The 25,281-nt window shown below is 57.4% G+C and carries 28 protein-coding genes; 12 read left to right on the top strand and 16 right to left on the bottom strand.

Going from position 1 to position 25,281, the window contains the following annotated elements:
* Nucleotides 1–84 precede the first annotated feature (84 nt).
* Nucleotides 85–861 carry a YihY/virulence factor BrkB family protein gene (locus NKI68_RS01315; RefSeq protein WP_254544886.1) on the bottom strand — a complete coding sequence of 259 codons (777 nt, stop codon included), beginning with the start codon at nucleotides 859–861 and terminating at the stop codon, nucleotides 85–87.
* Between the two features lie 343 nt (nucleotides 862–1,204).
* On the opposite strand from NKI68_RS01315, the gene NKI68_RS01310 reads away from it, so the two are divergent.
* The 3 genes from NKI68_RS01310 to NKI68_RS01300 all read left to right on the top strand — a co-directional run bounded on the left by NKI68_RS01310 (nucleotide 1,205) and on the right by NKI68_RS01300 (nucleotide 3,854).
* Nucleotides 1,205–1,408, top strand: coding sequence for a transcriptional regulator (locus tag NKI68_RS01310; protein WP_254544885.1), 204 nt, complete (start codon nucleotides 1,205–1,207; stop codon nucleotides 1,406–1,408).
* Nucleotides 1,409–2,037: 629 nt separating this feature from the next.
* Complete coding sequence (locus NKI68_RS01305) at nucleotides 2,038–2,862, top strand: IS5 family transposase (RefSeq protein WP_254544884.1); 825 nt, start codon at nucleotides 2,038–2,040, stop codon at nucleotides 2,860–2,862.
* Between the two features lie 575 nt (nucleotides 2,863–3,437).
* Complete coding sequence (locus tag NKI68_RS01300; protein WP_254544883.1) at nucleotides 3,438–3,854, top strand: DUF5789 family protein; 417 nt, start codon at nucleotides 3,438–3,440, stop codon at nucleotides 3,852–3,854.
* Between the two features lie 769 nt (nucleotides 3,855–4,623).
* Here NKI68_RS01300 and NKI68_RS01295 read toward each other — a convergent pair.
* Both NKI68_RS01295 and NKI68_RS01290 read right to left on the bottom strand, forming a co-directional pair.
* Nucleotides 4,624–5,874, bottom strand: a complete 1,251-nt coding sequence (locus tag NKI68_RS01295; protein ID WP_254544882.1) for a cation:proton antiporter — start codon at nucleotides 5,872–5,874, stop codon at nucleotides 4,624–4,626.
* Nucleotides 5,875–5,896: 22 nt separating this feature from the next.
* Nucleotides 5,897–6,469, bottom strand: coding sequence for a diadenylate cyclase (locus NKI68_RS01290; RefSeq protein ID WP_254544881.1), 573 nt, complete (start codon nucleotides 6,467–6,469; stop codon nucleotides 5,897–5,899).
* Nucleotides 6,470–6,585: 116 nt separating this feature from the next.
* Here NKI68_RS01290 and NKI68_RS01285 point away from each other — a divergent pair, with 116 nt between their 5' ends.
* The gene (locus tag NKI68_RS01285; protein WP_254544880.1) at nucleotides 6,586–6,876 is read left to right on the top strand and encodes a HalOD1 output domain-containing protein; all 291 of its coding nucleotides are present in this window, start codon (nucleotides 6,586–6,588) and stop codon (nucleotides 6,874–6,876) included.
* A gap of 39 nt (nucleotides 6,877–6,915) precedes the next feature.
* On the opposite strand, the gene NKI68_RS01280 is transcribed toward NKI68_RS01285, so the two are convergent.
* On the bottom strand, nucleotides 6,916–7,719 hold the full coding sequence (locus tag NKI68_RS01280; RefSeq protein ID WP_254544879.1) for a TrmB family transcriptional regulator: 804 nt from the start codon (nucleotides 7,717–7,719) through the stop codon (nucleotides 6,916–6,918).
* A gap of 385 nt (nucleotides 7,720–8,104) precedes the next feature.
* On the opposite strand from NKI68_RS01280, the gene NKI68_RS01275 reads away from it, so the two are divergent.
* Complete coding sequence (locus NKI68_RS01275; protein WP_254544878.1) at nucleotides 8,105–8,905, top strand: TrmB family transcriptional regulator; 801 nt, start codon at nucleotides 8,105–8,107, stop codon at nucleotides 8,903–8,905.
* Nucleotides 8,906–8,982: 77 nt separating this feature from the next.
* Nucleotides 8,983–9,252 (top strand): HalOD1 output domain-containing protein, encoded by a 270-nt coding sequence (locus NKI68_RS23745; protein ID WP_368410903.1) that lies wholly within the window; start codon nucleotides 8,983–8,985, stop codon nucleotides 9,250–9,252.
* A 130-nt stretch (nucleotides 9,253–9,382) separates the two neighbouring features.
* Here the strand turns inward: NKI68_RS23745 and NKI68_RS01270 are convergent, their stop codons facing one another.
* Complete coding sequence (locus tag NKI68_RS01270) at nucleotides 9,383–9,715, bottom strand: DUF7344 domain-containing protein (RefSeq protein ID WP_254544877.1); 333 nt, start codon at nucleotides 9,713–9,715, stop codon at nucleotides 9,383–9,385.
* Between the two features lie 82 nt (nucleotides 9,716–9,797).
* Entirely contained in the window at nucleotides 9,798–10,718 is a 921-nt protein-coding gene (locus NKI68_RS01265) for an AI-2E family transporter (protein WP_254544876.1), read from the bottom strand.
* Nucleotides 10,719–11,087: 369 nt separating this feature from the next.
* On the opposite strand from NKI68_RS01265, the gene NKI68_RS01260 reads away from it, so the two are divergent.
* Nucleotides 11,088–11,606: a DUF21 domain-containing protein gene (locus NKI68_RS01260; RefSeq protein WP_254544875.1), complete on the top strand. Its 519-nt coding sequence runs from the start codon at nucleotides 11,088–11,090 to the stop codon at nucleotides 11,604–11,606.
* A 159-nt stretch (nucleotides 11,607–11,765) separates the two neighbouring features.
* Here NKI68_RS01260 and NKI68_RS01255 read toward each other — a convergent pair whose 3' ends face one another.
* Together NKI68_RS01255 and NKI68_RS01250 are read right to left on the bottom strand one after the other, a co-directional pair.
* Nucleotides 11,766–12,194: a DUF7539 family protein gene (locus tag NKI68_RS01255; RefSeq protein ID WP_254544874.1), complete on the bottom strand. Its 429-nt coding sequence runs from the start codon at nucleotides 12,192–12,194 to the stop codon at nucleotides 11,766–11,768.
* A 96-nt stretch (nucleotides 12,195–12,290) separates the two neighbouring features.
* Nucleotides 12,291–14,099, bottom strand: coding sequence for an SLC13 family permease (locus NKI68_RS01250; RefSeq protein WP_254546461.1), 1,809 nt, complete (start codon nucleotides 14,097–14,099; stop codon nucleotides 12,291–12,293).
* Nucleotides 14,100–14,428: 329 nt separating this feature from the next.
* Here NKI68_RS01250 and NKI68_RS01245 point away from each other — a divergent pair, with 329 nt between their 5' ends.
* The gene (locus NKI68_RS01245; RefSeq protein ID WP_254544873.1) at nucleotides 14,429–15,469 is read left to right on the top strand and encodes an AI-2E family transporter; all 1,041 of its coding nucleotides are present in this window, start codon (nucleotides 14,429–14,431) and stop codon (nucleotides 15,467–15,469) included.
* 69 nt (nucleotides 15,470–15,538) lie between these two features.
* Here NKI68_RS01245 and NKI68_RS01240 read toward each other — a convergent pair whose 3' ends face one another.
* Nucleotides 15,539–16,516 (bottom strand): IS1595-like element ISHrub1 family transposase, encoded by a 978-nt coding sequence (locus NKI68_RS01240; RefSeq protein WP_254544872.1) that lies wholly within the window; start codon nucleotides 16,514–16,516, stop codon nucleotides 15,539–15,541.
* A gap of 245 nt (nucleotides 16,517–16,761) precedes the next feature.
* Here NKI68_RS01240 and NKI68_RS01235 point away from each other — a divergent pair, with 245 nt between their 5' ends.
* The 3 genes from NKI68_RS01235 to NKI68_RS01225 all read left to right on the top strand — a co-directional run bounded on the left by NKI68_RS01235 (nucleotide 16,762) and on the right by NKI68_RS01225 (nucleotide 18,351).
* Nucleotides 16,762–17,088: a CGCGG family putative rSAM-modified RiPP protein gene (locus NKI68_RS01235; protein ID WP_254544871.1), complete on the top strand. Its 327-nt coding sequence runs from the start codon at nucleotides 16,762–16,764 to the stop codon at nucleotides 17,086–17,088.
* A gap of 64 nt (nucleotides 17,089–17,152) precedes the next feature.
* A complete protein-coding gene (locus tag NKI68_RS01230; protein WP_254544870.1) occupies nucleotides 17,153–17,482 on the top strand; it encodes a cupin domain-containing protein in 330 nt (109 codons plus the stop codon).
* Complete coding sequence (locus NKI68_RS01225; RefSeq protein ID WP_254544869.1) at nucleotides 17,479–18,351, top strand: succinate dehydrogenase/fumarate reductase iron-sulfur subunit; 873 nt, start codon at nucleotides 17,479–17,481, stop codon at nucleotides 18,349–18,351. Before NKI68_RS01230 ends, NKI68_RS01225 begins: the two co-directional genes overlap by 4 nt.
* Before the next feature lie 79 nt (nucleotides 18,352–18,430).
* On the opposite strand, the gene NKI68_RS01220 is transcribed toward NKI68_RS01225, so the two are convergent.
* Nucleotides 18,431–18,676, bottom strand: a complete 246-nt coding sequence (locus NKI68_RS01220; RefSeq protein WP_254544868.1) for a ferredoxin — start codon at nucleotides 18,674–18,676, stop codon at nucleotides 18,431–18,433.
* A 333-nt stretch (nucleotides 18,677–19,009) separates the two neighbouring features.
* Here NKI68_RS01220 and NKI68_RS01215 point away from each other — a divergent pair, with 333 nt between their 5' ends.
* A complete protein-coding gene (locus NKI68_RS01215) occupies nucleotides 19,010–20,197 on the top strand; it encodes a hypothetical protein (protein ID WP_254544867.1) in 1,188 nt (395 codons plus the stop codon).
* Between the two features lie 31 nt (nucleotides 20,198–20,228).
* Here the strand turns inward: NKI68_RS01215 and NKI68_RS01210 are convergent, their stop codons facing one another.
* From NKI68_RS01210 to NKI68_RS01185, 6 genes are all read right to left on the bottom strand, one after another.
* Nucleotides 20,229–20,627 carry a group I truncated hemoglobin gene (locus NKI68_RS01210; RefSeq protein ID WP_254544866.1) on the bottom strand — a complete coding sequence of 133 codons (399 nt, stop codon included), beginning with the start codon at nucleotides 20,625–20,627 and terminating at the stop codon, nucleotides 20,229–20,231.
* 95 nt (nucleotides 20,628–20,722) lie between these two features.
* Nucleotides 20,723–23,026 (bottom strand): nitric-oxide reductase large subunit, encoded by a 2,304-nt coding sequence (locus NKI68_RS01205; RefSeq protein ID WP_254544865.1) that lies wholly within the window; start codon nucleotides 23,024–23,026, stop codon nucleotides 20,723–20,725.
* Between the two features lie 173 nt (nucleotides 23,027–23,199).
* Nucleotides 23,200–23,481, bottom strand: coding sequence for a DUF7521 family protein (locus NKI68_RS01200; RefSeq protein WP_254544864.1), 282 nt, complete (start codon nucleotides 23,479–23,481; stop codon nucleotides 23,200–23,202).
* Nucleotides 23,478–23,855 carry a winged helix-turn-helix domain-containing protein gene (locus tag NKI68_RS01195; RefSeq protein ID WP_254544863.1) on the bottom strand — a complete coding sequence of 126 codons (378 nt, stop codon included), beginning with the start codon at nucleotides 23,853–23,855 and terminating at the stop codon, nucleotides 23,478–23,480. Before NKI68_RS01195 ends, NKI68_RS01200 begins: the two co-directional genes overlap by 4 nt.
* A gap of 95 nt (nucleotides 23,856–23,950) precedes the next feature.
* On the bottom strand, nucleotides 23,951–24,244 hold the full coding sequence (locus NKI68_RS01190; RefSeq protein ID WP_254544862.1) for a transcriptional regulator: 294 nt from the start codon (nucleotides 24,242–24,244) through the stop codon (nucleotides 23,951–23,953).
* Nucleotides 24,241–25,212: a transcription initiation factor IIB gene (locus NKI68_RS01185; protein WP_254544861.1), complete on the bottom strand. Its 972-nt coding sequence runs from the start codon at nucleotides 25,210–25,212 to the stop codon at nucleotides 24,241–24,243. Before NKI68_RS01185 ends, NKI68_RS01190 begins: the two co-directional genes overlap by 4 nt.
* Nucleotides 25,213–25,281 lie beyond the last annotated feature (69 nt).

Here is a 25,281-nt window from a genome sequence, read left to right as displayed (position 1 = left end):
CTCGCTGAGTATCCCGTCGATGATCCCGATCACAGCGAGGAGAATTTGATGTCGAACACTGACGACGGGAGTGCTTCGGGTCGTCTACGCGAGGTTGTTTATTGTTCCGCTGCGGACGGCATTCACTGCCGCACCGAGCAGCACGACCATGCTTGCGAAGTACAGCCAGGTGACGAATAGGAGAACGGCGCCGATGAGGCCGTACGCCGCGTAGCGATCGGCATTGGCTGCGTAAATCCGGAAGCCGATCTGGAGAAGTACCCATCCGACTGCAGCGATAGCAGCTCCTGGAAGCACTTCGCGTAAGGAGACGTCAACTGGCGGGAGCACGTAATAGATCGGGAGGAACGCGATCGTCAACACGACGACCAGTACGAGCAGCCCGAACACATTGATCAGCGGAATCCCCACGGGCAGTACCGAAAGCGCGATCCCGACGGCGACGACGAGGGCGATGGCAATACCAATCCCCACGATCACGACGAGTGCATGCTGGATTTGATCGAGTAGTGATGCTTCGATATCGTCTGTATAAATCTCGTCGAACGCTAGATCGAGCCCGCGAAAGAGCTTCAAAGAGCTCCATGTGAGTGCGATCAAACCTACTATGGAGGCGCCCCCTCGGCCGGTAGTGTTGGTGAGCGTCTCTGTCACGATCTGCTGGCCCGAGGACGTGAGTTGTTCCCCGAGCATGGTGGTCACACGGTCGGCTAGCGCCTGTCCCCCGACAAACGATGCAACTGCCACAGCGAGCAACATCATCGGAATGATCGAGACGAACGCGTAGTAGGCGATCCCCGCAGCGAGATGTGTGATGTTCTTCTCTCGTACAAGGGTACTGACGGAGCGAACCGTGGACATACACATGCTACGGTATCTATCCGGTTGAACCCGTGGTAAGCACCACTAACCCCAATGTGGAGCAATGGCGGCGTTGACCATCGAAGGAGTACAGTAGCCGTAGTTCGTGCTCGTCGTAGTTGCCTGCGCAGCCGTTGGTCATCTTCCTTCTATCGAGTACTGTTACTCGTTAATCAAACGTCACTGGAGAATGAAATAGTCGGGATGTTATCCCTGTAGCGCCCGATGATGAACTATGGATAAGACGGTAGAACCCTCTCTTTCGATGACAAGGTAGATGCGTTGGCTGACATTCAGCGCCACAAACTGTTGATAGCGTTGTTAGACCATAATCCACAAGACGATGCACCTGTCGATATTGCTGACTCTGAGAGTGAAACTGATGCTGTTGAACGCCGTCCACCTCCCGAAGTTGGCCGACTACGGGTTCATTGAATGGGACAGGAATACCCACGAGGTCATGAAAGGGCCGAAGTTCGATGAAATCAGGCCATTGCTTGAATTGCTGGAAGCCCACGAAGACAAACTCCCTGCTGACTGGTTGTAACTTCCGACCCTGTATTGACAGATTACGGGCCCCACTCTCCGAGGTTCTAGCGTGTTGTATACACGCTGCATCATCACACTAGTCTGAACTCATCAGCTGGTGCCAGAATGATCAGCTCTCGATTCGGAGTGACCCCTCCGGGATCGCCGTCGTCAACTCCTACTCGACCTGTGGTGGCTCTGGCCGCAACTCTCCCCCCGCGGCTAGTGCGACTATCCACCGTCTCCGGTAGATCTCTGGCCCCGCTCGTCGCCGATCACTTTGATGGTCCTCCCCTAGCGTGCCACCTGTCGCTCGGGCGACAACATCGACGTACTCGATCGCTCAGTCATGTTTGCGGACGGTCTACAGTTCGTTACAGCGTTTTTGGAGATCTGCGTACTGCAAGGCAACCTCGATCGTCATCGCGCATTCGGGCAGAACGGTGATTCCAGCTCGGGCTACCGCTGTTCACCGTCGGTCTCTTTCCACTGGCCGGACTCAACGTCGTGGATTTCTCCTTTCGCCTTGCGCTTGCCCGGCCAGAACGCAATTCCAAGAAGTCCAATATAGTGCTGTGTTGAATAGCGATTGGATCAGCCGAAATCACGGGTTTAGAAGGATGAAGCCGAGGAATTCGGCTCTATCCTATGGAAATCGATCTCCTCGACTTCGTTCAGAAGTGTAAGCGCCTGGCCAAACAAGCTTTGGGGAAGCACGCGGGCGAACCCGCCAGCGGCGGGTTCGTCCGCTGGGTTCATATTGTCCTTCACTGTTTCCGGCTCGAAGAAGACCACAGCTTCCGTGAGACCGAAAACCGGCTGAAGTACATGGCGGAGATTCGTGAGGTCCTAGAACTTGACCGAGACGAGCTCCCGGATTACACCACGATCTACAAATCGTTCGACCGGCTGAAGATGTGGGTGTGGCGGGCGTTGCTGCGCGTTTCAGCGCAGCAACACCCGCAGTCTGGACACGCAGCGCTCGACAGCACGTTCTTCGACCGACGCTCTGCCTCGTCGTACTACCGCCAGCGATCCGGAAGCACCGTACAGACGTTGAAAGTGACGACGTTAACCGATGTAGAGTCTCTCGCTGTTCTTGACGTCCACATCTCAGCCCGGTGGAACCACGATACGAAGACCGGGCCGCAGGTCGTCCGCCGGAACGCGGACGACCTGCTGTCTGTGGCTGCTGACAAAGCGTTCCACAACTGGGTCACGAAATACGAGTGCTACGCACTCGGTGTCGAGCCACTCATCTTACAGCGTGGATCAAAGCCGCTTACGATTGGACATAACGCGCTCATCCGGGCAAAGGGCTACTCTCAGCGCTCGATGGCTGAAACGTCGTATTCGACAACGAAGCGCTCGCACGGCATCGCCGAGCGAGCGCTCGGTTGGTATCGGCAGTTCCGTGAAATTGTCCTGATGTTCGCTATCTCGAACATAGAACAGCTCTGTGAACCACTCTAACTGTGACTCAGGATCTATTCAACACGGCACAATTCGGTAATCTGGATCGGTGAGGGGAAGGATACACTCGAAATTGGTAATATCACGGGCGCGATGGTGTTCTAGGGCACGCTCCCTGTGACTCTCGGTATTCTGTTCACCACGTGGGATCTCGGGGTCACGTGGGGGACTATTGGATTTCTGAACACACTGTCAGCGGTCCTCGCGCTCATCGGTGGAGGGATGTTGTTGCTCCGGACTCAGTTCATGTCCACGAATCAAATGCGTCCAGTTCCGTTCCTCGCGCCGGTCTTCTCTGTGTCGTGTTCATCATCGTCGTCATCTATCACGTCGTGATTCTGGGCGTTGCCGCAGCTAGCCACTGATAGATTCTACAGGCCTTGTTGGAACCCTCAACCGGTGATATGTTTCAGTGTCCGTGCTGAATACAGGGCGCAAGTCTCGCACGGTAGGCACATATGTCACGTGAGTCATTCTTACGATCGAGTTACTTGCTAGCCTACTCGTCCGATTGTGGGGAAAATACGTGTGGCCGACCTCCCAAGTTTCATGTGTGGATCGCTCGCGGAATTTCCGTGGAACAACATTCTTTCTTGAATATACTCGGGAGCCCAATCGAATCGGTCGATAACGCAAATTTCGCTGACGAAAAGCACTGCGAGAATCCCAACCATCGGAGAATGTTCGTCACACCGGTTACGTCACTTATTGCCTTCCCGGACGTAGTTGGGAATATGGCTCGTGAAATCAAGTTCAGTGACATTTCGACCTTGCTTGATGAAATTGATTATCCCATCAGACGGACTACAGCATCGGAAGAACTCTCCGATGTTAGGTTGATACTGGCCGACGGTGACACAAATCTAGGCAAATTGGTTTCCAAGACCTCCCGTGAGTCGTTCGAATCGGCTGCCGATATTGAATCCGAGCTCCACAACGTACTCCCACGGGAGGCGGTCGGGGAACCATATCAATCTGAAGGAGACGCGTAACGACTTATATTCCGGGACCATAGGAAGACGGATTTGCCCAGGTCCAGCGACTAACGGCCCTTTTGCATCCATACCGTGACGGTCCAAGGAAAGGTATCACATCAGACTGCGGAAATCAACGGGTCAAGTACATACGACTACCTGAATCAAGGAGAGAGTCCCGCCGCTCACGGCGTTAACGAGACGCAATGCGTCTCGTTCGCACACCAGAATGCTCCGCGTTCTGGGGACGTGGTCGATAACACACCTTCGACCGGACGTGAGTCCACCGACGCACCCGCTGAAAGGTGGGCATCAAAAACGCGAGCCTCCCGCGATTGAGCGTCACTGACGTGGCAGAGAGGTGACGCAGGTCGATGGCACGACCCGTGCCTGGACGCGCCGAAAGGAGCGTCTGGGGGTATCCCCAAACTCCCTCGGGACGGCGGGGATGCACGGTGCAAGGAGATACCGCGTGTCCGGTCGGACGCGCAACCCGCCACATCCCTCACGGGACTCACGTACGGCGCACGAACCGAGACACCCCGCGCAAGCGGGTGGAGTTGCCCCCGTCGGACGAGCCAGGTTCCACGCACCGTTTTGCGAGGTGCGATGGCCGGTTCGACTCCGAGCGTGCGGACGGGGAAACCTCGCCGGTTACGGCGAGGAGAATGTCATTGTGCTGAACCCATTCTCTGTATTCAGCACTGAGTTCGTATCAACTGATGAGGGTTTCAACAGAGCCATTCTACAAGAATTGACGGATTCATCTCGAAATTAACACGGTAAGTCACGACGTCTCGGACACCCCATTGGCCGGGAGGTATGAGAGGGCGCGCCGGAGCAGTGGCGGCGTCATCACAGAGGTGACGATGGCGACGAGTACGATGACGGCATAGATGGTGGGCGTGAGAATCCCGATTGCCAAGCCGAGGGCCGCCACGACGAGTTCCATCGCCCCGCGGGCGTTGAGCCCGATGGCGAGGTAAATGGTTTCTACTCGGGTGAGATCCGTGAACGTCGCCCCGAGTACCACGCCGAGTGCCTTTCCGAGCACGGCAACGATGAGTATGACCCCGACGACCCGCAGCGTATCCAGCGTGAACAGCCCACTCAGATCGACCCGTAACCCGGCCATCGCAAAGAAGATGGGCGCGAACAGCCCAAGTGTCACTATTTGAGACACTCGTTCTGTCTCCGTGTCGAGTCGGTTCCTCACTAAGGCCCCTGCGAGAAATGCGCCGAGAACGGCCTCCAGCCCGAGTGCGAGCGAGGCACCCGCCATCCCGAGCCCGACGACCATGACGATCGAAAATCCGGTTAATACGGGCGATCGCACGTATGCGGTGACATCGAAGAGTGTACCGACAATTCGCGGGCCGAGAACGACGACAACAACAACGAACACAGCGAGGACGCCAAGTGTTCGACCGACCACTAGCGGATTTATCTGGCCCACTCTTGCGATGTCGGACACGATGGTGAGCGCGATCCACCCCGCCGCATCGATGATGACAGCGACAGTGAGGGTGAGTTGTCCCACCGTTCGGTCCATCGCGTCGAGGTCGATCAGCACGGGAACGGCGACGGGAACCGCCGAGATGCTCAGAGCCGTCGCCAGGAATAGCGCAAACGGGAATCGCTGTTCGGGAGTGACGAGATATCTCGCGGGGAGAAACCATCCCAGGGCGAACCCCAGAAGGAACGGCACAACCGAGACTCCTGTAGCAAGGGCGATCGTCGGTCGGATATAGCGACGGACCGTCTGAACGTCAACTTCAGTTCCAGCCAGTACGAGAAGGAGGATGAGCCCAAGCGACGCGAGAGCCGCCAGCCGATCGGGAACCAGGACGACGATAGCCGTGACGTTCGGAGCGACGAGTCCGAGAAGTGACGGACCCAAGACCAGCCCGGTGAGAAGTTCACCGACAACCAGTGCGAACCCCAGTCTGTCGGTGATCGTTCCAAGTGTATGCGCAGCGGCCAAGATGAGGGTCAGACTGGCGAGAAACGTGAGTAACCAACCCGACTCCACGGCCATGGATATAGTCACAGCCCGTGGCTCAGTCAGTCACAGATTTGTCTTCCTCATCCATCGTCCTTAGATAGTCTTCGAATCCCTCGTTAGTGAAAATCGTCACTCGTCCGTCCTCTTCGCTGAGCGTGATCGCTGCGACAACTTCTTCGCGGGGCGCGGTTTCCAGCGCGCTCATGTGGCGGGTACCCATCCATTCCGCATAGGGAAGTTCGTCGATCCGTGCCTGTTCGGCCGGTGATAACTGGTTGACCCGGACCATTTCCTCTTGGATCGTACCGTCGTTGTGGATGACGACTGCGCCGTCGCAGGAAAAGGCAACTCTTCGTGCCGTCTCAAGGAGTGCATCGGGTTCATCAAATACACTCGCACAGTCCTCGACCGGCCAGCGGTTCGTCCCCATCGGGTCCGTGAACCCGACTACTGAATCACGCTCGATGACGAAATAGAGACCCGGTCCCCGGGCGTAGGGGTCGTCCCATCGCTCGAACCCGCGACTGATGTCCTCGACGCAACTCTCGATCCTATCGAGCACCGCGACAATGTCCGAGTATTCACGCTCCGAAGCCGTTGCTCTCATACGCTCTACGAGGTTGGTCATCTGCCGGTAAGTAGGGTCGTCAGGTGGATAGTATTCCCGAATTTTCTAGCGGGGCGGATTTTGATTATTCGGGTGAAAAACTCACGAGTTTTTGGTCGTCCCACCTTACTAGGGTTGTGGAGTACGAAATCGGAGCAAACGAATCGGTGAGTACGGCCGTCGTGCGCGCGGTAAGCGCCGTGGAAGGACGGGAACTGGGTTCCCTCCGACCGCTGGGGTACGTCCTCAACCCGAATGCTCTGGATGCGCTATTCGAGCCCCAGTCGAACGGACAACCCAGGACTGGTGGCTGTCTCTCGTTCATCTACTGCGGCTGTCGCGTCTCCATCGACAACGGCGAATATCTCACCATCGAACCGCTCGAAAACCCCCCCCCGAGCATCTACCGACGGACAATCGCACGGTAGCGGGGTTGCCGATTAGGCCCATAGTTGCAGCCAGTCAGATCACTGCTTTGGATCACGAACGGTCAACAATCCCTGTGCCATGAGGCGGCGCGCGATCACGACGAGACCATTCTCGAACCCCTCACCGAAGATCGCCTGTTCCTCCTTCGTCTCGGGCATAATCGAACTCACCAGGATCGTCGAGCGGTCGATCAATAGCAACCGGCCGATCGCTGTCTCGTCTTCGGTGGCATTCTCGCCGTGAAGCCACTCCAGCCCAGAGATGAACGTCGTGGCGTCCGGCACGGCCGCTTGAATCCTGTCCTGAAGGGTCTCGGTCAACGCGCCGATGAGCAGATCAACCCCGTTGCCGACCTCGTTGAGGGTATCGATGAGATCCGCGGTCAACAGTGACTCGTCGCCCAGTACGAGTACGATCTCGTCAGTGGCCTCCTCGACGAGGTCGTTCGTCCGATTCTCGATCGCGTCCCGGCCGGTCATCGCCCATACCTGTTGGACGGGGGACTCGTCATCCGTATCGACGATCTCGACGGTGTCTAGCGCGTCGTGGAGTCGCTCGACGCGAGCCTCGTATTGATCCCGGAGTGTCTCGGTCGCCTCCTCAAGGGGGACGGCGCGGAACTGTTGAGGGCTCGAATGCTGGATCTCAACGAGGCCTTGCGCTTCCAACATCCGGATCGCATCATACACGCGCGTCCGGGGCACTTCGGTCATCTCGCTGAGTTGCTTTGCCGTCCCTGAACGTAAGCGCGACAACCCGACGAAACATCGCGCCTCATATTCCTTCAACCCGAGCTGCTGGAGGACTTCAACCGCGTCCTCCAACTTCTGGTTCGTATCCATGTGTCCCAACTCCCCGGACAGCCCGGGAATTGGTTGGGCGTTAGGCACCGGGACAGATAGGCATTGTCACTGAAGCCATAACGCTGCGCGATGTTGATGCGCGTAAAACTGGTCAAATCGGTTGAATTCAACGATACGACAGTGGTTGACCAATTCGTTGTGACTCTCCCCGTGACAACATCTGAATTGGATATTCGAGTCACATAAGGTCCGTAAATGGGTGAATTAGATTGTAACCCATTTAATCACAAAAAGTATAACCCTGCAGGACTCTATCTCTCCACTGGCACGCAGCCGAGTACTGTGTCCCAACCACCTTACTTTTGCGTGCCGACCTGCCACCTCGCGCGGCAGGTTCGAGAGGACGAGGCAAACCAGAAATTTGATGAGTAGCGATCCCACCGGACACCCAGAGGCGACCGCCGTCGAACAGCTCGAACACTTCGGACTGAGCACATATGCCGCCCGGACGTTCGTGGCGCTCGCCAGCCTCGGGACGGGAACGGCCAGGGATGTAAGCCGGGTGTCGGAGGTACCCCGTACCAGAGTATACGACGCCATCGACGAATTACACGACCGCGGACTCGTCGATGTTCTGCAGTCATCGCCCAAGCAATTCTGGGCCATCTCGGCCGAAACCGCCAGTCGAACGTTCGAACACGAACTCCAGTCTCGCACGGAGTTGCTGCGGACAGCCCTGAGCGAACTCGAACCCGTCGAGCGACGAGCCGAACAGCGCGGTGTCTGGACCGTCGATGGACAGATCGCGGTCACGGAGCGTGTACGAGAGTTCTTCGCCAGCGCGGAGGAGGAAATCGTCTACATGACCGTCGAGGACCTCCTCACTGAGGACCTCATCGAGGGGTTAAGCGAGGCGGGGGATCGGGGCGTTTCGATCAAGCTCGCGGGCGTTTCCACGGAGGTGCAGGACCGCATTCAGGATGCCATCCCCGGCGCGACGATGTTCGAATCGCTCTGGGTCTGGTCGGACACCTCGGCTGGTCGGCTCATGATGGTGGACGGGCGGAAAACTCTCGTGAGTGCCCTCGTCAATGGCGAGAACGCGAGCCCATCCGATCCGCGGTCGGAGACAGCCATCTGGGGGGAAGGCGAGACGAACAGTCTGGTCGTGGTTTTGAAGACGATCTTCACGTGGCGACTCGATACGATTGAACCGGATGAATGAAGTAGTAAATCACACAAGACGCGCTTATATGACCATACGATCCCAAACACCGGGGTCCAATACTGGTGGTATCTTTAATGCCTGAGTCGAACCGGCGAGGCGAGGATGGACCTACCTCAGATACAAGGGGAGCGATTCAGGCCGAATTTGACTGGTCAGAAGTGACCCCGAGTACGGCTGTTGTCGAGATGGTCGCCATCGCAGCAAACCGTGAACCAACGGTGCTCGAACCACGGTCCGAAACTATCGACCCAGATGCCCTCGATATGCTAATTCGTTCTATGGGGGGGCCAATTCAACAGATGGTGACGCGACTGTTACGTTCGCGTTCGATGGCCACGGGGTAACGGTTCAACGTGACGGTACGGTTATCGTTCGACCAGATGAGGCACGCGCGGAGTCGGGGTAACGGGACAGAGTCCCGAATGATTCAGTTTGCTGACTCCAGACATTAATTCGACGATTCGTTGTGACCATTCAGGGGCTGGCTAGCGACAGTTCGTCGGGGAGTGAATCCAATATCGTCTCAAACTGGTCGTCAGACCGATACTGGATGGCCCCGTTTTCGGGGTCGAAATCAACAACGCCTTGGTCAGCTAACTTTGGCAGGTGAGCGTGATACAACTGGATGGCGAGCTGTTTCCGGTCGGTCGGTTGGTCAACGGCATCCGATCCACCGTTGTGCAATCGATCGACGAGGTCGTCGATCGTCGTTTTGCCGTTTGCTTCGTGCCGCAAATGATGAATTACCTGCCGTCGGCGTCGATCAGCCACAAGCTGGAGAAGCGTGTCGAGACTGCGTTCTGTCATAGTATCTAGTAACGCACCCCTATCTTCATCAAGATGCTACATATTCACACGCCTCGGACTTTTGATTAAGCGAGTCACAAGCCTAGGAGCTGGACGATTCTGCTCGCTCCTGGGCAAATAGGTCAAGGACGGCCTTTGCTCCACCAAGCACGACAGGCCCAACGAACAGCCCCATCGCCCCAAACAGGACAATGCCGCCGAAGATTCCGACGACGATGATTGCTACGTTGAGCGCGCCGCTCCGGTTGATAATGGCCGGACGAAGGTAGAAATCCGAGACGCTAACCAGGGATCCGAATACGAACAGGAGTACCGCTGCGGTGGGGCGACCGATGGCGAGCAGGTAGAGCGAAACCGGAATCCAGACACCGAACGCGCCGACGAGGGGAAGTAACGTGAGGATGAACGTCGCCACGGTCAAGAATACGACCCCGGGAACTCCAAGGAGCGCCAATCCGATGCCGAGGAGTACTGCCTGGATCGCCGCGACGGCGACGTTCCCGATAACGGACGCCCACATGAGGGCGTCGAGTTCTCTGAGCAGTTCCCGCTGCACGTGCTCCGAGACGGGAACGACTGCTTGCAGCCAGGAAAGGAATTGTTCGCCGTCTCGCAACAGGGTAAAGAGCACAAACATCGTCACGGTGAGCCCGATCAGCAGTCCAGGGAGGCCACTGATGACGGTTAGCGCGCCGGTAGCGAGACGTTGTAATCCCGTAGCGATCGGCTCTTGATACGTAGCATATAACAGATCTAAATCGATCACATATCCGATGTTTTCGATCCGGTTCTCAATGATGTCGAGACTGAGTTCTCCATCTTGAATGACCGTTAGGAGCCCCAGTCCTTGCTGAATTGCGATCGTGAGGATGTAGGCGACTGGGACGAGAATCACGACAATCGAAATCACGATGAGCGTAATGGCAGCCATCGTCGAACTCAAATACCGCTCTAGGCGCTGTTGTACGGGTACAAGAACGTACGCCAGTACGATAGCTAACAAAATGTATTGAAGCTATGTGAGAACGATGAGACCAGCGAGAATTCCGCCGACACTCGCCATCATCGATAACCCAATACGATCCGGAAACCAGTGTGGCTGCGTGCCTTTTTCACTCATTACTTCTTGTGAGACTCTTCTTGGTAATGCGACTTTTGTACAAACTGTATGCGAAGCCCCCTACATGGTCATCCCCATCCTTATTGTGGTAGTTACTGGGATGACCGGGCATTCGCAATGTTCCTACCTGTATCTTCATCGAACTGTATGATTGTACGGGCATACGCGGTTCTGTAAGGAACATCGATGCTCACTGGACCTTGACGCTCTTCAAAAGCCGTATTCATACGGACGCCAACCAACGCAAAGTGTATGAGCACGCTATCAGTAGTGGTGCCGTCGATTATCGCAGTCGGGATGCTGCTGGCGTTGAGCCCATTCTTTTCCAGCAGTGAGTCAGCGATCTTTTCGCGTCCAGATGAATGGATTCAGTCCGTTGCAGCGGACGGATCGCCGGAGAGTCTCGCACTCCAAGAACTACGTGCGAACCCACATCGACTCCTCGTTACGATCTTGGTCGGCAACAACCTTGTTAACATCGCTATCACCAGTATCGTCACAGTACTCGTTGCTCAGTTCGTCCCCCCTGGCTTCGCTGTCGTCATTGCGACCCTCGGCATGAGTGTACTCATCCTCGTCTTCGGAGAAATCGTTCCCAAGTCCTATGGTCTCGGCCACGCACAGTCCCGGAGTCTACGGGTGGCTCGCCCTGTCTCGTACGTCGAACGAGCGCTCGGCCCGCTGGTTGCCCTGTTCGATGTCGTCACACGGTGGCTTACGACACTCGTTGGTGGCAACCAACACATTGAGGATCCTTACCTTGACGATTGAGTAGCCACCGAGAGACGGGCTGTAACGTTCGCACTGCATCACTCCATAAGGACAGTATCAGTAACAAAGTCATAGGCGGAGAGAACGTCTGGAAATACAATTCTCTTGCTGAATTAATATAGAAGCTGGCGATCAACTGAGAGTGGATCTGCTTGGGACTTACTGTGGGGTTTGACGGACGAACTCGTCGAGTTTTGCTTCGATGAGTGTTGCGACGCGCTCGCTGTATTTCCAGAGTGCTGCGTTGAGTCGCTCTTCGATCTCGTCGTTGAGTTCGTCGCCGCCACGGAGGACAGAGTCCTTGGTAATCTGTGGATGATAGACACAGACAACACCGAGTGAGGTAGCTGAGCTTGAGGTTCCCGCCGTGTGGATTCCGTACTGATCGGTCCCCCAGACACCATCGCCGCCCTGTCGCTCCAGTTCCGAGTCGAGTGCATCAACCAGTTGTATCTCTTCGGGGGAGAGAATTGGATCGTCGCCTTCGAACAGTTCAGCGTACGCCTCTCTCCGGGCACTCTTCGTCCACTGGTCCAACTGGGAACGCGCCCGTAGTACGAGCTGTCGTTCGTCTGGGAACTCGGCCATACATCTAGCACGACGGCCAGGTGAATCAACGTTCGTACAACACCTCCAGTCGGAGGTGGTGACGTTGGCGGACTATCTCGGGCAGGACGGTTCGTCTCACACGCGGACGCCCCAGAAGAACGCGATCCCGGGGACGGTGACAATCGAGAGGAGGAACTGTAACGGCGCGCCGACCCGAATGAAGTCAGAAAACGTGTACCCACCGGGACCGTAGACGAAGAGATTCGTCTGGTATCCCACCGGCGTCATGAACGCCGTCGAGGCTGCAAACGTGACCGCCAGGACGAACGCGAACGCGTTCGCCCCGATCGACTGGGCAGCATTGGCAGCCACCGGAATCATCAACACGACGCTCGCGTTGTTGCTGATGACGCTCGTCAACAGCCCGGTCGCGAGATAGAACACCCACAGGACGCCGATCGCCGGCAGGAACGTCGCCGTCGACGCGACGGCATCGCCGAGCAGCGCCGCAGCACCCGTCTGCTGCAGGGCGATACCGAGCGGGATGACGCCGGCGAGGAGGAAGATCACGTTCCACTCGACGGATGAATAGAGTTCGGTCGGCTTGAGGACGCCGGTGAAGATCATCGCCACGACGCCAGCGAGTGCTGAGACGACGATCGGGAAGATGTTCAACGCCGGCAGTGCGACCACGCCGGCGATGATGCCGACCGCGAACGGAATTTTCTCGCTCCGGTAGGTCACCTCGTCGAACTCGTGGGCGACGATGAAATCCTCGTTCTCGACGAGTCGTGTGAGGCTGTCGGGCGGTGCTTGGACGAGAATCGTGTCTCCGACTCGAATACGGATGTCCTCGAATCGGTCCCGGACGACGTCACCACGGGTGCGAAAGGCGAGCACGTTCGCGTCGTAGCGCTGTCGGAACGACGAACTCGCTAGCGTTTCCCCGACGAGGAACGATCCCGACGGGATGACGACTTCGACGAGCATGGGTTCTTCCTCCTCCGGATGCAGGTCGTCTTCGGTTCGCGGACCGCCCGACAGTGTGAGTCCTTCCGCATCTATGATGTACTTGAGTGTCTCTCGGTTCGTCCTGAGTCGGAGCGTGTCATTTTCGTGAATCTCCTTTCGAGCAAGGGGTTCGTCGAACCGTTCACCGTAGCGAATCAGCTGTAACACGTCGATATCGAGGTCGTCGTCGCCGAGCGCCTCCCCGACAGTTTGGCCGATCAGTGGCGAGTTTGCCGGGACGATTACGTCGGCGAGGTACTCCTGGAGGGCGTACTCCTCGACAAGGTCCTCGTCGGCTGGGATTCGTTCGGGAAGGAGTCGAACGCCGATCGTCATGAGATAGAGGGCACCGACGGCGAAGACAATGATGCCGAGTTTGGTGAACTCGAACATCCCGAACGCGTGCAGCCCTAGGCCAGGTGACTCCGCCCCGAGTTGCGCCGCGATATCGCTCGCGAGGATGTTCGTCGACGTCCCGATGAGTGTGAGCGTCCCCCCGAGCATCGACGCGAACGACAGCGGCATCAGCAGCTTTGAGGGCGAGGTTTTCCCCTCGTGTGCGAGATCGGCGATGACGGGGACCAGAATCGCGACGACCGGCGTGTTATTGATGAATCCCGAGACTGGCCCAGTGACGCCGATCGTCGCGGCGAGTTGCTTGCGCCGATTAGTCCCGGCGAATGCGATCATTTTCCGGCCGATCAACTGAACGAGGCCGGTTCGGTTGATCCCCGTACTTAGAATGAGCATCGCCAGCACCGTGATCGTTGCTGGGTTAGCAAACCCCGAAATTCCCTCCCGCGGGGAAATCTGCGTCCACGGCTCGAGCACCATCAACAGAACCATCACCAAGATGGCGGTGACATCAATCGGGAACCGTTCAGTCGCAAACAGCACGAGCGCGAGGAGAATGAGGGCGAAGACGACGAGCATCTCGGCCGTCACAGCCGTCGAGGCCAAACCCTGAACTGCCAGAGAATTCAACGAGAAAGACACACCGAAAAGAGACGCTAATAACGGAAAAGGACTGGTATTGACACCGACTCATCCGCGCCTTAGTAGATTCTTTACGTGCGATTCACAGGGCGTTCGATTGCAATGTCACGAGGGAGTATCGTACGATCGTTTGAATGTCGCTGAGTCACACTTTGATGTGATTGCACCCGTTTTAATTGTGGCAGTGCTCGAAGCCAATGACGACCATTCACAGATGCTCGATTCTGTACACATAAGTCAAGAATGAAGGGGTCTTTATATCAAATATGACTAAACAGGGAGACCGTCAGCATTGGTTTTCGGACCATCTTGTACTGTCGGTCTTGGCGATAGTGAGCGGCGTTCTCGGCCTACTTTTCGTTTTCACACAGCTTCAGTATATCTTACTCGCGATCGTCCTCGCATACGTCCTTGCACCCGCACAACGGAAGCTCGAACGTTACACGAGCGCAGTTACGGCTGCCCTCACCCTCATTTCGCTTTCGGTATTTGTCCTCTTCATCCCGGTCGCATATCTCCTCACAGTCGCAATTCAGCAGGGACTAGGGCTGCTAACCGCCCTCCAAGAAGGGAGACTCAGTCTTGACATCCTTCAGGATCGACTCGAAACCATTGGCTATGTAGTTGATCTCGATCTGTTGTATGCGACATATCAAGAGCCAATCGCTGGCGGGTTGCAGCGTCTCGCAACCGGTGCGGTAACCGTCATCGGCGGTCTCCCTGGTGTGCTGATCGGACTCACCGTGACGGTCTTCGTACTCTTTGCGTTATTGCGAGACGGTGAACAGTTCGTCACATGGCTGCGGTCGATTGTCCCGCTCTCTGATCGTGTGGAGCGGGAACTGCTTAGAGAACTCGACGCCCTCATGTGGGCGTCCGTTATCGGGAACGTCGCCGTCGCGGGGGTCCAGGCGCTACTGCTCGGCATCGGATTGGCGCTCGTTGGCATGCCGGGGGTTGTGTTCTTGACCGTGGCGACGTTTGTCCTCACGTTGCTCCCACTCGTTGGGGCATTCGGTGTCTGGCTTCCGGTTTCGGGCTACCTGTTCGCAATCGGTCGTCCCACCGCAGCGGTACTGCTTTTCGTCTACGGGTCGTTGGTCAGCGCCTCGGACCTCTATCTTCGCCCGGCGATCATCAACCGGAGCGGCGCGCTCAACGTCGCGACCATCGTCGTGGGAATCTTCGGAGGAATCGTTCTGTTTGGGGCAATCGGCCTGTTCGTCGGCCCCGTCATACTCGGCGGCTCGAAGGTCGTCCTTGACCTGTTTGCCCAGGAGCGAGTGGACTCAACCGTCGGCCGATAGGAGATCGTTTCCGCCACAACGAGGCGGGTACACTGATGCCTCCGCCAGAGTCCTACACCAGAATCGCTCTTACGCAAAGCTACGGAAACGGTGGAGGGCGAAGCAATCGATGAGTGCGAACAGCGACGCGCCGATCCTGTTCAAGGATCGAACGCAGCCGAAGGTATGAGCGGCCTGTTCCAAGCCTTGCTTGGACAGGCCGCGGAACTTCCGCAGCCACGGATGCAGGAGTGACCACAGGCACTCAACCTGATTAATATGGACGCCGTCCGGCGAAACGTACCGCTCCTTGTGAACGACCGTCCGGTGGTCGTACTCCATCCAGCGATACGCTTGGAGACCGTCGGTCCAGACCTCTCCCAGTGGCTGGGAGAGGTCTTCAGCCTCCTCAATTACCGGTCCAAGATCACCCTCGTAGCGGATTCCTTTCTTCGCGCGAATGACAGTGAGCTCGTCGCGGCAGGCCGCGACGAGCGTCAGTTGGTCACCGTGACGTCCTTGCCATCGAGTGCGTCCAGTTCGAGACGACCCGCCGCGAGCCCGTCCGGGCCGCGGCGGGTCTTGGCCCTTGTATCCTGAGCAGACTTTGCCACTCTCATCGATTTGTAACGGGCCGCTGTGCGGTCGTTTGAGACGGTTCCAGACAATTGGGAAGCCGCGCTCGAGCGCGGCTTCCAGGTCACGAATTGCTGTGTGAATCGTGTTGTACGCGCGGTCAAGCACAATCGCGATTTGATTGATGCTGAGCAGGGTATCTGCATAGAGAATGAACGCGAGAAGGACCTCGCCTGCGGGGAGGTCCTTCTCGCTGAAGGGTGTGCCGTAGGTGTAGGCGGGTTTGAACTGGCAGCTGCGACACCAGACACGATCGGAGTGCTCCCACGTTCTGATCGTCCGATTTCCGCAGCGAGGGCACGGTGTGTGCTCCCAGAGTTGCTTGAGACGCCGCTCGACGAGGGCGTCGAGCGGCTCGGTCCGAAGCTCTAAGATACCGTCGTCGATTAGGTTTCGAAGCATTCCGCCGAAGGCTGGCTGGGTTTTAGACATATCCGCTAGATGTCGGCGGAATGCACTGACTTTTCCGTAGCTTTGCGTAAGAGCGATCAAAAGCAAGAGTTGGACGGCTCGTTGGTACCAAGAGCGTCGTCTGCATCCCGGGGCTACCTGTAAGAGGAGCTATCCGACACAGCCAACTAGCATGCCCATACCTACGAGAAGAATTCCCCAATACACCATCTAGCCAGAGACTCGTCACCCGACTTCTTTTGATACCAGCGAACCTACAGACGAATATGGCAAGCCACTCCCATGATCACGACCACGGCCACGGCGACACGGAACCAGTCACCGACCGCACGCACGATAACTCGTGGTCGGCAAATCTCGAGAAGCCGCAGTACGCAGATGATCGATCCTTGCTCGAACGACACGCGATCGAGGCCATCGAACACACGACCAGTGGCCACCACGTCAATCTCGTTACCCACGAAGCGCATGGCCACCCGGAGACGTACCTCTATGACGCTCTCAGTGAGCGATTCGGGGCGGAGGACGTCCGTTGGGAGTATATCGAACAATGTGGCTGTGGCGGCCACGTCGTCCGCGCTCACATCGAATAACGTCACGAACGCAGCGAACGGCGGCAGCAGGCTGTGAGTCCGTCCACTCATCGATTCAAACACTATGGTTCACATCAAATCGCTATCAGAACTCGAAGGGGCACCACACGCGAACGCCTTTCCCAGTGAGGAACCGAAGACGATCCGATTAACCCTCTCCGAGGGAGAGCATGTCGAACCGCATGCGCATCCGGATCGAGAAATCGTACTTTACCTCGTCTCTGGCAGCCTCGAACTCCAGCTCGATGGGGAACCATATCAGGTGAATCAGGGCGATGTAGTTCACTTCGATGGGGCACAGGAGATCTCTCCAGTTGCGAAGGCAGACAGTACTGCGTTGCTCGTTCTCGCTGCGAAACGGGATGGTCCTGACTCCCCAGAAGGAAACCTATGAGCTCTCAACGGTCATCCTCTCCGACGAAGCCCGAATCTGCCGACGAAGAGACACCCCAGCAGCGACGGCTTGAGCGGAAACGAGAGCGGGCGATGGCTGCTCAGTCCCAGGCTGAAGCCGAGCGGGCTGTCGATGCCGACACTGACACGATCCAGCTCGAAGTGTTTCGGTATGACCCCGATGTCGAGGCCAAACAGGAACCCCGATTCGACGATTTTGCCGTCCCCTACGAACGGGGCATGACAGTCCTCGATGCGCTCATCTACGCGCGTGACCAGTACGACTCGTCGCTCACGTTCCGCCATTCCTGTCGAATGGCCGTCTGTGGCAGTGACGGGTTCTTCATCAATGGACGACAGCGACTGGGCTGTCAGACGCAGATTTCGGATCTCGACGAACCCATTCGGGTTGAGCCGTTGCCTCACCAGCCGGTCATCAAAGACCTCGTCGTCGACATGGACCACTTCTACGAACGGATGGAGGCCGTCGAACCGTATTTCCAGCCCGACGACCTCCCCACCGGTGAGCTAGAAGAGCAGCGGCAGTCGCCAGAGAACCGCGAGCAGATCAAGATGGCTTCCCGGTGTATCCAATGTGGCTGCTGTACATCGTCGTGCAATCCGGCGCAGACCGACGACGAATACATTGGACCGGCGGCGATCGTCAAGGGCTATCGGTTCTACATGGACGAACGCGAAGGGGCTGATGCACAAGAACGACGGCTGGAACTCCTCGACAAAGAACACGGCGTCTGGCAGTGCCATACGCAGTTTTCGTGTACAACGGTCTGTCCGAAGGACATCCCGATCACCGAAGAGATTCAGGAGATGAAACGCGAGGCTATCAAGCGAAATCTCAAATTCTGGTAATCGGAACGGTGGGACGTCGGCTTCTCTCTTCCACTCGATTCGTACACTCTAGTCGTCGTGACCGCATCGAGTGACCGAGTTACGGAACCAGCCGTTCGCCCTCATCATCATAGACTGTGATGGCGTCCACTGGGCAGACACGAGCTGCCATTTCCGCATCGAACTCCTCGCCCTCGGGGACGTCTCGAACATAGAGGTCGTCCTCGATTTCGTCACTCCCGACGAGCGTCGCTTTGCCTGCATCACGGTCCTCGATGAACTTCTCCCACTCATGGACACAGTTGAAGATACCTGTACAGGTATCGCGATCGAATTCGACTCGCATAGTGTGTTTCCTCTTGTCACTCAGTAGATTGACCTACCCATTAGTCGCTCCGTCTTGTGGATTCTGTCACGATGCCAGTATAGTGTTCGAAATGGATGATGATTCACGAAAGGGTTGCTTGTCTCCGATTCCCAAAGCTACGTCTGGATCCCATCCGCCTTTCCTGCAAACGCCTCCACCTAGCTGGCCTGGTGTTCGTTGCTGGTTGATTCCATGACCACCGACAGCAGGCACGCGAAATCGTCAGACCAACGTGACAACGATGTCTGTGGGTGTTGCTGGCTTTGGAGACAGGGAAACGCTTAGCGGGTGTCGTTTCGACTATGTCGGTACATGAGTGCAGCACGCGTCTCCCAGGGAGCCCGGCGACACGTAGCTGTCGCCGCGCTCTTTCTGGTTGCGTGGCAGGTCGCTGCGCTCGTCGATGCTCCCCACCGCTCGGGTGTCGTCCTCGGACTCTACGGGTTCGTCCTTCACACCATCGCTGGAAAGGGGTACGCGCTCATCCCCTCATACTTTGACCGGACGCTTACGCACCCCGGGGCGCCAGCCATGAGCCTCCCACTGCTGTCACTCGGTACTGTCGGTCTTGCCGTGGCGCCCTTCGGTGACATTCCCTCCGTCGTCGGCGTCGTCGGTGCCGTTTCCTGGGCGCTCGGCGCGCTCGTCTTCGTCGGCACAGTCGGCTGGACGGTCCGGGACAACCTCACCGGTCGCGAGACGGGAACTGGCGAGGTCAACACCGACCGCCGATGGGTCGACCGCGCCGCCAACGTGTTCGTCCCGGTCGTTCTCGCCTACCTCGTTGCTGGTGCCTACGAAACGGTCGCCGTCTCGGCGGCTCTTCCGACGCTCACCGGACGAGGGATGGCCGGTGCGAGCCACCTGCTCGCAGCCGGTGTCGGTGCGTTGTTGGTGTTCGCGGTCGGCTTCCGCCTCCTCCCGCGGTTTCTTGTGAGTTCGCCCCCGATGGTGCTCGTTATCGCGGTCCTCACCACGGGTGCAGTCGGCCCCGTACTCGTCGCCGGGAACCTCTGGGGAGGGACGTGGTTCCAGGTTGGTGCCGTCGCGGAATCTATCGCTGTTGGTGGATTCGCCATCGCATACGTCTCCCTCTTTCTTCGCTCCGAGCGTCGCCGAGTCGGCCTCTACGGGCCGTTGGTTGGAGTCATTTTGGGAAGTGTGGGCGTTGCATTGGGCGCTCACGTCGCATTCGTCGGTGCGTCTCCTGGCTGGTCGATTGCTCATTACCGACTGAACCTGTTGGGCTTCCTCGGACTCACGATCGTCGGCGTCGCCTATCAGTTCTACCCGCCAGCGGTCGGCACGTTCCGAGGCGCTACCGACCGAACGGCGCTTGCCTCGATGGGGGGTCTCGCAGCTGGCGTCGGTCTTGAGGCGTACGGATCACTCGTCGGGGTTGACGTCGCCACGGTGACCGGGCGATTTCTCGCCCTTATCGGTGCTAGTCTGTACGCGTACCTGCTATTGAGTCTCTTCCGGGAGCGGTATGGTGAGTGACGACTCTATAACTGTTCAGTCGTGGGAGTAGTCACGAGGTCGCCGAACTCGTTTCGCCATTCTCCGTGGTCTCTACGATTTCGGGACGCAACTCCTCAACCGTCTCGAGAACCTGTTCACGGTCTTCATCGGAGACCCCGTTTTCAGCGAGTGCAGTATCCAAGTGCCCTGCCACGACATCGAACTCGGTGTCGGTGATGCCCATTCCCCTGTGAGCGTCGCGCATATCGTCTCCAGAGTACTCGACCGGACCGCCGGTTACTGCCGAGATGAATTGTACTTGGTGCGCCCGGAGTTCCGTCGTGTTGCTATCCTCGAAGTGGTGAATGACGCTCTCGTCATTCAAGACACGGTCGTAGAAGTCGTTCACGACGCTTTCGACTGCCTCGTGACCACCGAGACGATCGAACACTGTGTTGACCTCGCTCATTCCGTGACTGGCTTCTAGCGAGGCGACCAAGGGAGTTGTGAAATCGAGGACGGAAAACGATTCGGACGTGAGGACGTCGCTGGTTTTCCTCGCGATCAATCGTCGTCTTCAGCCATCACTCGGTCGGGAATTGTCCCCCGACCGGGTGTATCGCTTGGCATGGAGACCGAGCGCAACGTGAATCGCTTGGCCACCATATCGTAGAGAAAGACGAACGTCCCAAGGATGATCATCGTGTCTCCGGGGAGCCGCGCCCAGAAGAGGAACTGGATGATGTCGCTGTTGTAGAACGCGAGACTCCGTGCGGCGGCGTAGCTCTGCGTGAACGCCGTCTCCAGCTGGAGGAATCCGACGGGAAGGACGGAGACGAACACCATGACGGCGAGGCCGACGTTCCAGAGCCAGAATGCCCACCGGAGGCGGCGCTCGGTCCACTCGCTGGGCTTCGTCGAGATACGCAACATGTAGGTCGCCATCCCGAGCGCGAGGAAGCCGAACGCGCCGAACATCGCGGCGTGAGCGTGCCCAACCGTCAGGTAGGTGCCGTGCTCGTAGTAGTTGACGAGTGGGAGATTGATGAAAAACCCCAGCACGCCGGCGCCGAGGAAGTTCCAGAACCCACTGGCGATGATGAACATGAACGGGAGCGTGTACGGGAACGTCTCGTCACTTGTCGCGAGCGCGCGATACTGCCCCATCGCCTCGAAGAGAATGAGGATGAGAGGGATGAGTTCGAGCGTCGAGAAGACCGAGCCGAACGGAATCCAGATGTCAGGCTGGCCGACCCACCAGTAGTGGTGGGAGGCCCCGATGATACCTGACCCCATCACGAACAGCGCCTGGAACGCCACAGCCTTCTCGGCCGAGGACTTCCGGAGCAGGCCCATACTCACGAGCGTCAGGCCGACCACCGCGACGATGAAGAACTCGAAGGCACCCTCGACCCACATGTGGACGACCCACCAGCGCCAGAACTCCGTCATCACGATGTTCGTCTGGGGAGTGTACAGCATTCCGGCGGTGAACAGCAGCCCGATGGAGCCGCCAGCGTAGATGATCATGTGCGCGAGACCGTACCGCGCTTCCCGTCGCAGCATGGGTTTGAATCCCCGCCAGACGAGGGCCGTCCACAGCACGAAGCCAACGAGGAGGCCAACCTGCCAGAGCCGCCCGACTTCGAGGTATTCGAGGCCCTCGTTCCCGATGATCCACCAGAGCGGGCCGTCAATGTAGCCCTGAGCGCCGAGCCAGATCCCGACGAGACCTCCGACTGCGGCGACGATGAGCGCACCGAGGAGGACGTGAATGAAGGTCCGCTGCCGATCGGGTTCGTGATTGGTCAGCAGTGGCGGGAGAAACAGTCCAGCACCGAGCCAGAGCGACGCAATCCAGAGGATGCCCAGATCAAGGTGGAACGTCTTCGCCAGTGCGAACGGGAACACCTGCACGATGTTGACGCCGAACACCTCTTCAACACCGAAAAATGCGTGCCGCTCGACGTAGTAGTGAGCCAGTAAGCCACCGAGAAGGACCTGTAGGGCGAACAGCGCTCCTGCAAGGGGGATGAATCGAGTCGCAGCACGCTGACTGGGCGTCAAACTGATTTCATCGGGGGCCGGAATCTCGAGGTTGTTGACCTTCGGTTCGGGAAGTTCGACGGATTTGTACGCAAACACGCCGATTCCGACAGCTGCGATGAGGAGCACCATACTGATGACGCTCCAGATCATCGTCGACCCGGTTGGGGTGTTCCCTGCCGCCGGCTGGTAGGGCCACTCGTTCGTGAAGCTGTGGTCACTTCCCGGGCGGTCAGTATGGGAAATCCACGCAGTCCAGAGGGCGAAGTCAGCGAATCGGCGAGCGTCTTCCTCGGAGTCCATCATATTCGCTGGCACGCCCCGGTCGAGCGCACCATCGTGATACCGCTCGACATAGACCTCCCGAACTTGCTGGTGGGCGTACGCCTCTGCAGCGGAGTACTGTACGGTCTCCGTGCCCCGCTTGAACGACGCATCCAGGTCATCACGGACGAGGCTGTCGATACTGCCTTTCTCGGGAGATCCGAGCGCTGCGTAGGATTCGTCGAAACGTTCCTGTGCGTAGTATTCCTGCATGAACTCGACTTTCAAATCGAGCGTATCGGCAGTGTAATCGACACCGAAGTACGCGCCATTACCCAGAATTGACCCATGATTCATGAGTCCGTCTTGTTGGAAGGCCACTTTCCCGGCTTGGACCTGCGATTCAGTCGCGATGACGTCTCCATCGGGTCCGACTACTTCTTGTGGGATCGGGGGAACCTGCTGGGAGGAATAGTATGCCCCAACTCCCATCACGATCAGATTGATGACGAACACAGTCACCAGTACTTTCGCAATTGTTTGTCGGGAAATTTTCATGTGTTTAATGGTAACGCCAGCCACACTAAGTTTTCACATTTATCCGATGCGACCGGCGTGAGGTTATCCCCTGCAGATGAATGTATCAAAGAAGTCCGATAGAGTCGATCTATCCTCACCTAATGGCGTGTTTTGAGCGGCACTTCGATATAGAGGGTAGAAATTTCTAAGAATTATCCACGTTCAAGGTAGAGCGAGTACATAACGATAGCCAATCCAATTGCGACGAGTACGCTATTGATCAAGATGCCCATCTGGAACGAAACCGAAAGAAGTTGATGGGCGATTCCTGCAAGCAATGCACCAAACGTAACGACGCCAAATCCGATTCCAAGAACACGTAGCGACGGGGTCCCAGTCCGCCGATATGCTTTAAACGCAATATATGTGATTCCGCTTCCGAGGAGTAAAATCACCGTCTTCACGACGATGATGGCCGTTTCAACCCAAATCATAGCTCATCACCCATCTTCGACCAGATATCGGCGAGCCGTTCATCGGCGTTCCGTGGCGGACGTTCGACCGTCACCGAGAAGTCGTTGTCATCGTCCATGGAGATCATCACGTCGTCAAAGTCGCGTTCGTATTTTGTGGTTCGACCACCGCCGGGGTTGATTGTGTCCTGCTCGCGGACGAGCGAAGCGTCGCTGAGGAGTTCGAGCTTCCGATACAACGTTGATTTGGGAATGTCACAGATGTCGATGAGTTCGGTTGCGGTCATGGGTTCAGCTGTTTCACGGAGGATGGCTCGACAGTCGGCGTCATCCAGCGCATCAAGGACCGCCTGCAGCGACGGAGAGTCCTCAGATGACGCTGAATTGCGCACCATTGTTTGAATTTGGTAGGTACTCGGGAAAGGCTATCCGGTTACGACCCAACCGACAAAGAGTGGATCCAGCTTTGCCCGCTAGCAGAACCTCGGCATCACGAATCTGAACCTTCTCCAAACCGTCGTTTTCCTTCCTCAGTGATGTCATAGAGCCCTCGACCGACTGGACGAATCTGCCCGTGTTCGTGAAGCCGCGCACATATTTGGTCTACGGTGATCGGATGGCGTTCTGCAATTTTGGCAATTTCCATCACATAGAGTGGCGAATCCGCGACGAGTATCTCGAGTATCTCCTGATCGGTTTCGCGACTGAGCTCACCCATCATGTCCCTCGCGCGGCCAGCAGCCGGTAACTCTTCGCGGCGCGATTCTGCTGGCTCGTTCATCATGCATAACCCTCCTCAGCATAGACGTCAAGCAGCTCCTGATACCGATTCCGAATGGTTACTTTGCTTATGTGGGCGGCGTTGCTCACCGTCTCCTGTGTCAGCTGCTCATTCGTGAGGTGCGTTGCCGCGTAGAGTGCGGCCGCTGCGAGGCCAGCGGGACTTTTCCCGCTATGGGCACCCTGTGCCTTTGCAGTCGTGAGGAGATCGCGAGCTTGGCGGGTCGCCTCGTCGCTCACACTCAGCGCTGATGCGAATTGCGGGACGTATTCGAGTGGATCCGCTGGCTCGATTTGCAAGCCGAGTTCTCGGGAGAGATACCGGTATGCACGCTGTATGCGGATTTTCTCTACGCGACTGACTTCTGCGAATTCGGACAACGGGCGTGGTGTCCCGTGTTGCCTGGCTGCGGCGTACAGTGCAGCTGTTGCCATTCCTTCGATGGATCGACCTGGAAGGAGGTCTTCATCGACTGCTCGCCGATAGAGCACGCCCGCAGTTTCACGTACCGGTTCTGGCACATCGAGGGCGGAAGCCATGCGACTAATCTCCCCGAGTGCTTGTTTGAGATTCCGTTCGTGAGCGTCTTTCGTCCGAAACCGTTCATCCCACGTTCGCAGGCGCTGCATCTGTTCTCGCTTTTGATTGGAGACTGCTTGCCCGTACGCATCTTTATTCTGCCAGCTGATCGTCGTGCTGAGTCCCTTGTCATGCATGAGGTGGGTCGTCGGCGCTCCGACACGGCTTTTCTCGTCTTTTTCGTCGCTATGGAAGGCTCGCCACTCTGGCCCCCGGTCAATGGACGCCTCATCAAGAACCAATCCACACTCCTCACAGGTTGTCTCACCGTGCTCGTCGTCTCGAACGATCTGACCGTCGCATTCTGGACATGATGAACGGGGCTGTGACTCGGTGACCGATTGCGATTCATCGGGACGACCGTCTTCGATATTGAGCTGCGTATTACTCATGAGTGCTGGGACTCGGATTTCTTCCTCTGATCGCTCCGAGTGGGTGTCTCTAGCAATGATGGGGCGGGG

The sequence above is a fragment of the Halomarina pelagica genome (genome assembly GCF_024228315.1).
GTDB lineage: Archaea > Halobacteriota > Halobacteria > Halobacteriales > Haloarculaceae > Halomarina > Halomarina pelagica.
The sequence above is the reverse complement of the archived record's forward strand: the minus strand, read 5'-3'. Positions and strand labels throughout refer to the sequence as shown.

Bases quoted from the DNA above. Each gene is read 5' to 3' on its own strand.
- NKI68_RS01305 (WP_254544884.1), top strand. From the start codon at position 2,038: ATGGAAATCGATCTCCTCGACTTCGTTCAGAAGTGTAAGCGCCTGGCC.
- NKI68_RS01215 (WP_254544867.1), top strand. From the start codon at position 19,010: ATGAGTGCAGCACGCGTCTCCCAGGGAGCCCGGCGACACGTAGCTGTC.
- NKI68_RS01200 (WP_254544864.1), bottom strand. From the start codon at position 23,481: ATGATTTGGGTTGAAACGGCCATCATCGTCGTGAAGACGGTGATTTTA.
- NKI68_RS01260 (WP_254544875.1), top strand. From the start codon at position 11,088: ATGAGCACGCTATCAGTAGTGGTGCCGTCGATTATCGCAGTCGGGATG.
- NKI68_RS01310 (WP_254544885.1), top strand. From the start codon at position 1,205: ATGCACCTGTCGATATTGCTGACTCTGAGAGTGAAACTGATGCTGTTG.
- NKI68_RS01205 (WP_254544865.1), bottom strand. From the start codon at position 23,026: ATGAAAATTTCCCGACAAACAATTGCGAAAGTACTGGTGACTGTGTTC.
- NKI68_RS01185 (WP_254544861.1), bottom strand. From the start codon at position 25,212: ATGAGTAATACGCAGCTCAATATCGAAGACGGTCGTCCCGATGAATCG.
- NKI68_RS01295 (WP_254544882.1), bottom strand. From the start codon at position 5,874: ATGGCCGTGGAGTCGGGTTGGTTACTCACGTTTCTCGCCAGTCTGACC.
- NKI68_RS01270 (WP_254544877.1), bottom strand. From the start codon at position 9,715: ATGACAGAACGCAGTCTCGACACGCTTCTCCAGCTTGTGGCTGATCGA.
- NKI68_RS23745 (WP_368410903.1), top strand. From the start codon at position 8,983: ATGCCTGAGTCGAACCGGCGAGGCGAGGATGGACCTACCTCAGATACA.
- NKI68_RS01230 (WP_254544870.1), top strand. From the start codon at position 17,153: ATGGTTCACATCAAATCGCTATCAGAACTCGAAGGGGCACCACACGCG.
- NKI68_RS01250 (WP_254546461.1), bottom strand. From the start codon at position 14,099: ATGCTCGTCGTCTTCGCCCTCATTCTCCTCGCGCTCGTGCTGTTTGCG.
- NKI68_RS01235 (WP_254544871.1), top strand. From the start codon at position 16,762: ATGGCAAGCCACTCCCATGATCACGACCACGGCCACGGCGACACGGAA.
- NKI68_RS01240 (WP_254544872.1), bottom strand. From the start codon at position 16,516: ATGTCTAAAACCCAGCCAGCCTTCGGCGGAATGCTTCGAAACCTAATC.
- NKI68_RS01195 (WP_254544863.1), bottom strand. From the start codon at position 23,855: ATGGTGCGCAATTCAGCGTCATCTGAGGACTCTCCGTCGCTGCAGGCG.
- NKI68_RS01220 (WP_254544868.1), bottom strand. From the start codon at position 18,676: ATGCGAGTCGAATTCGATCGCGATACCTGTACAGGTATCTTCAACTGT.
- NKI68_RS01245 (WP_254544873.1), top strand. From the start codon at position 14,429: ATGACTAAACAGGGAGACCGTCAGCATTGGTTTTCGGACCATCTTGTA.
- NKI68_RS01255 (WP_254544874.1), bottom strand. From the start codon at position 12,194: ATGGCCGAGTTCCCAGACGAACGACAGCTCGTACTACGGGCGCGTTCC.
- NKI68_RS01225 (WP_254544869.1), top strand. From the start codon at position 17,479: ATGAGCTCTCAACGGTCATCCTCTCCGACGAAGCCCGAATCTGCCGAC.
- NKI68_RS01275 (WP_254544878.1), top strand. From the start codon at position 8,105: ATGAGTAGCGATCCCACCGGACACCCAGAGGCGACCGCCGTCGAACAG.
- NKI68_RS01190 (WP_254544862.1), bottom strand. From the start codon at position 24,244: ATGATGAACGAGCCAGCAGAATCGCGCCGCGAAGAGTTACCGGCTGCT.
- NKI68_RS01280 (WP_254544879.1), bottom strand. From the start codon at position 7,719: ATGGATACGAACCAGAAGTTGGAGGACGCGGTTGAAGTCCTCCAGCAG.
- NKI68_RS01315 (WP_254544886.1), bottom strand. From the start codon at position 861: ATGTCCACGGTTCGCTCCGTCAGTACCCTTGTACGAGAGAAGAACATC.
- NKI68_RS01210 (WP_254544866.1), bottom strand. From the start codon at position 20,627: ATGAGCGAGGTCAACACAGTGTTCGATCGTCTCGGTGGTCACGAGGCA.
- NKI68_RS01290 (WP_254544881.1), bottom strand. From the start codon at position 6,469: ATGACCAACCTCGTAGAGCGTATGAGAGCAACGGCTTCGGAGCGTGAA.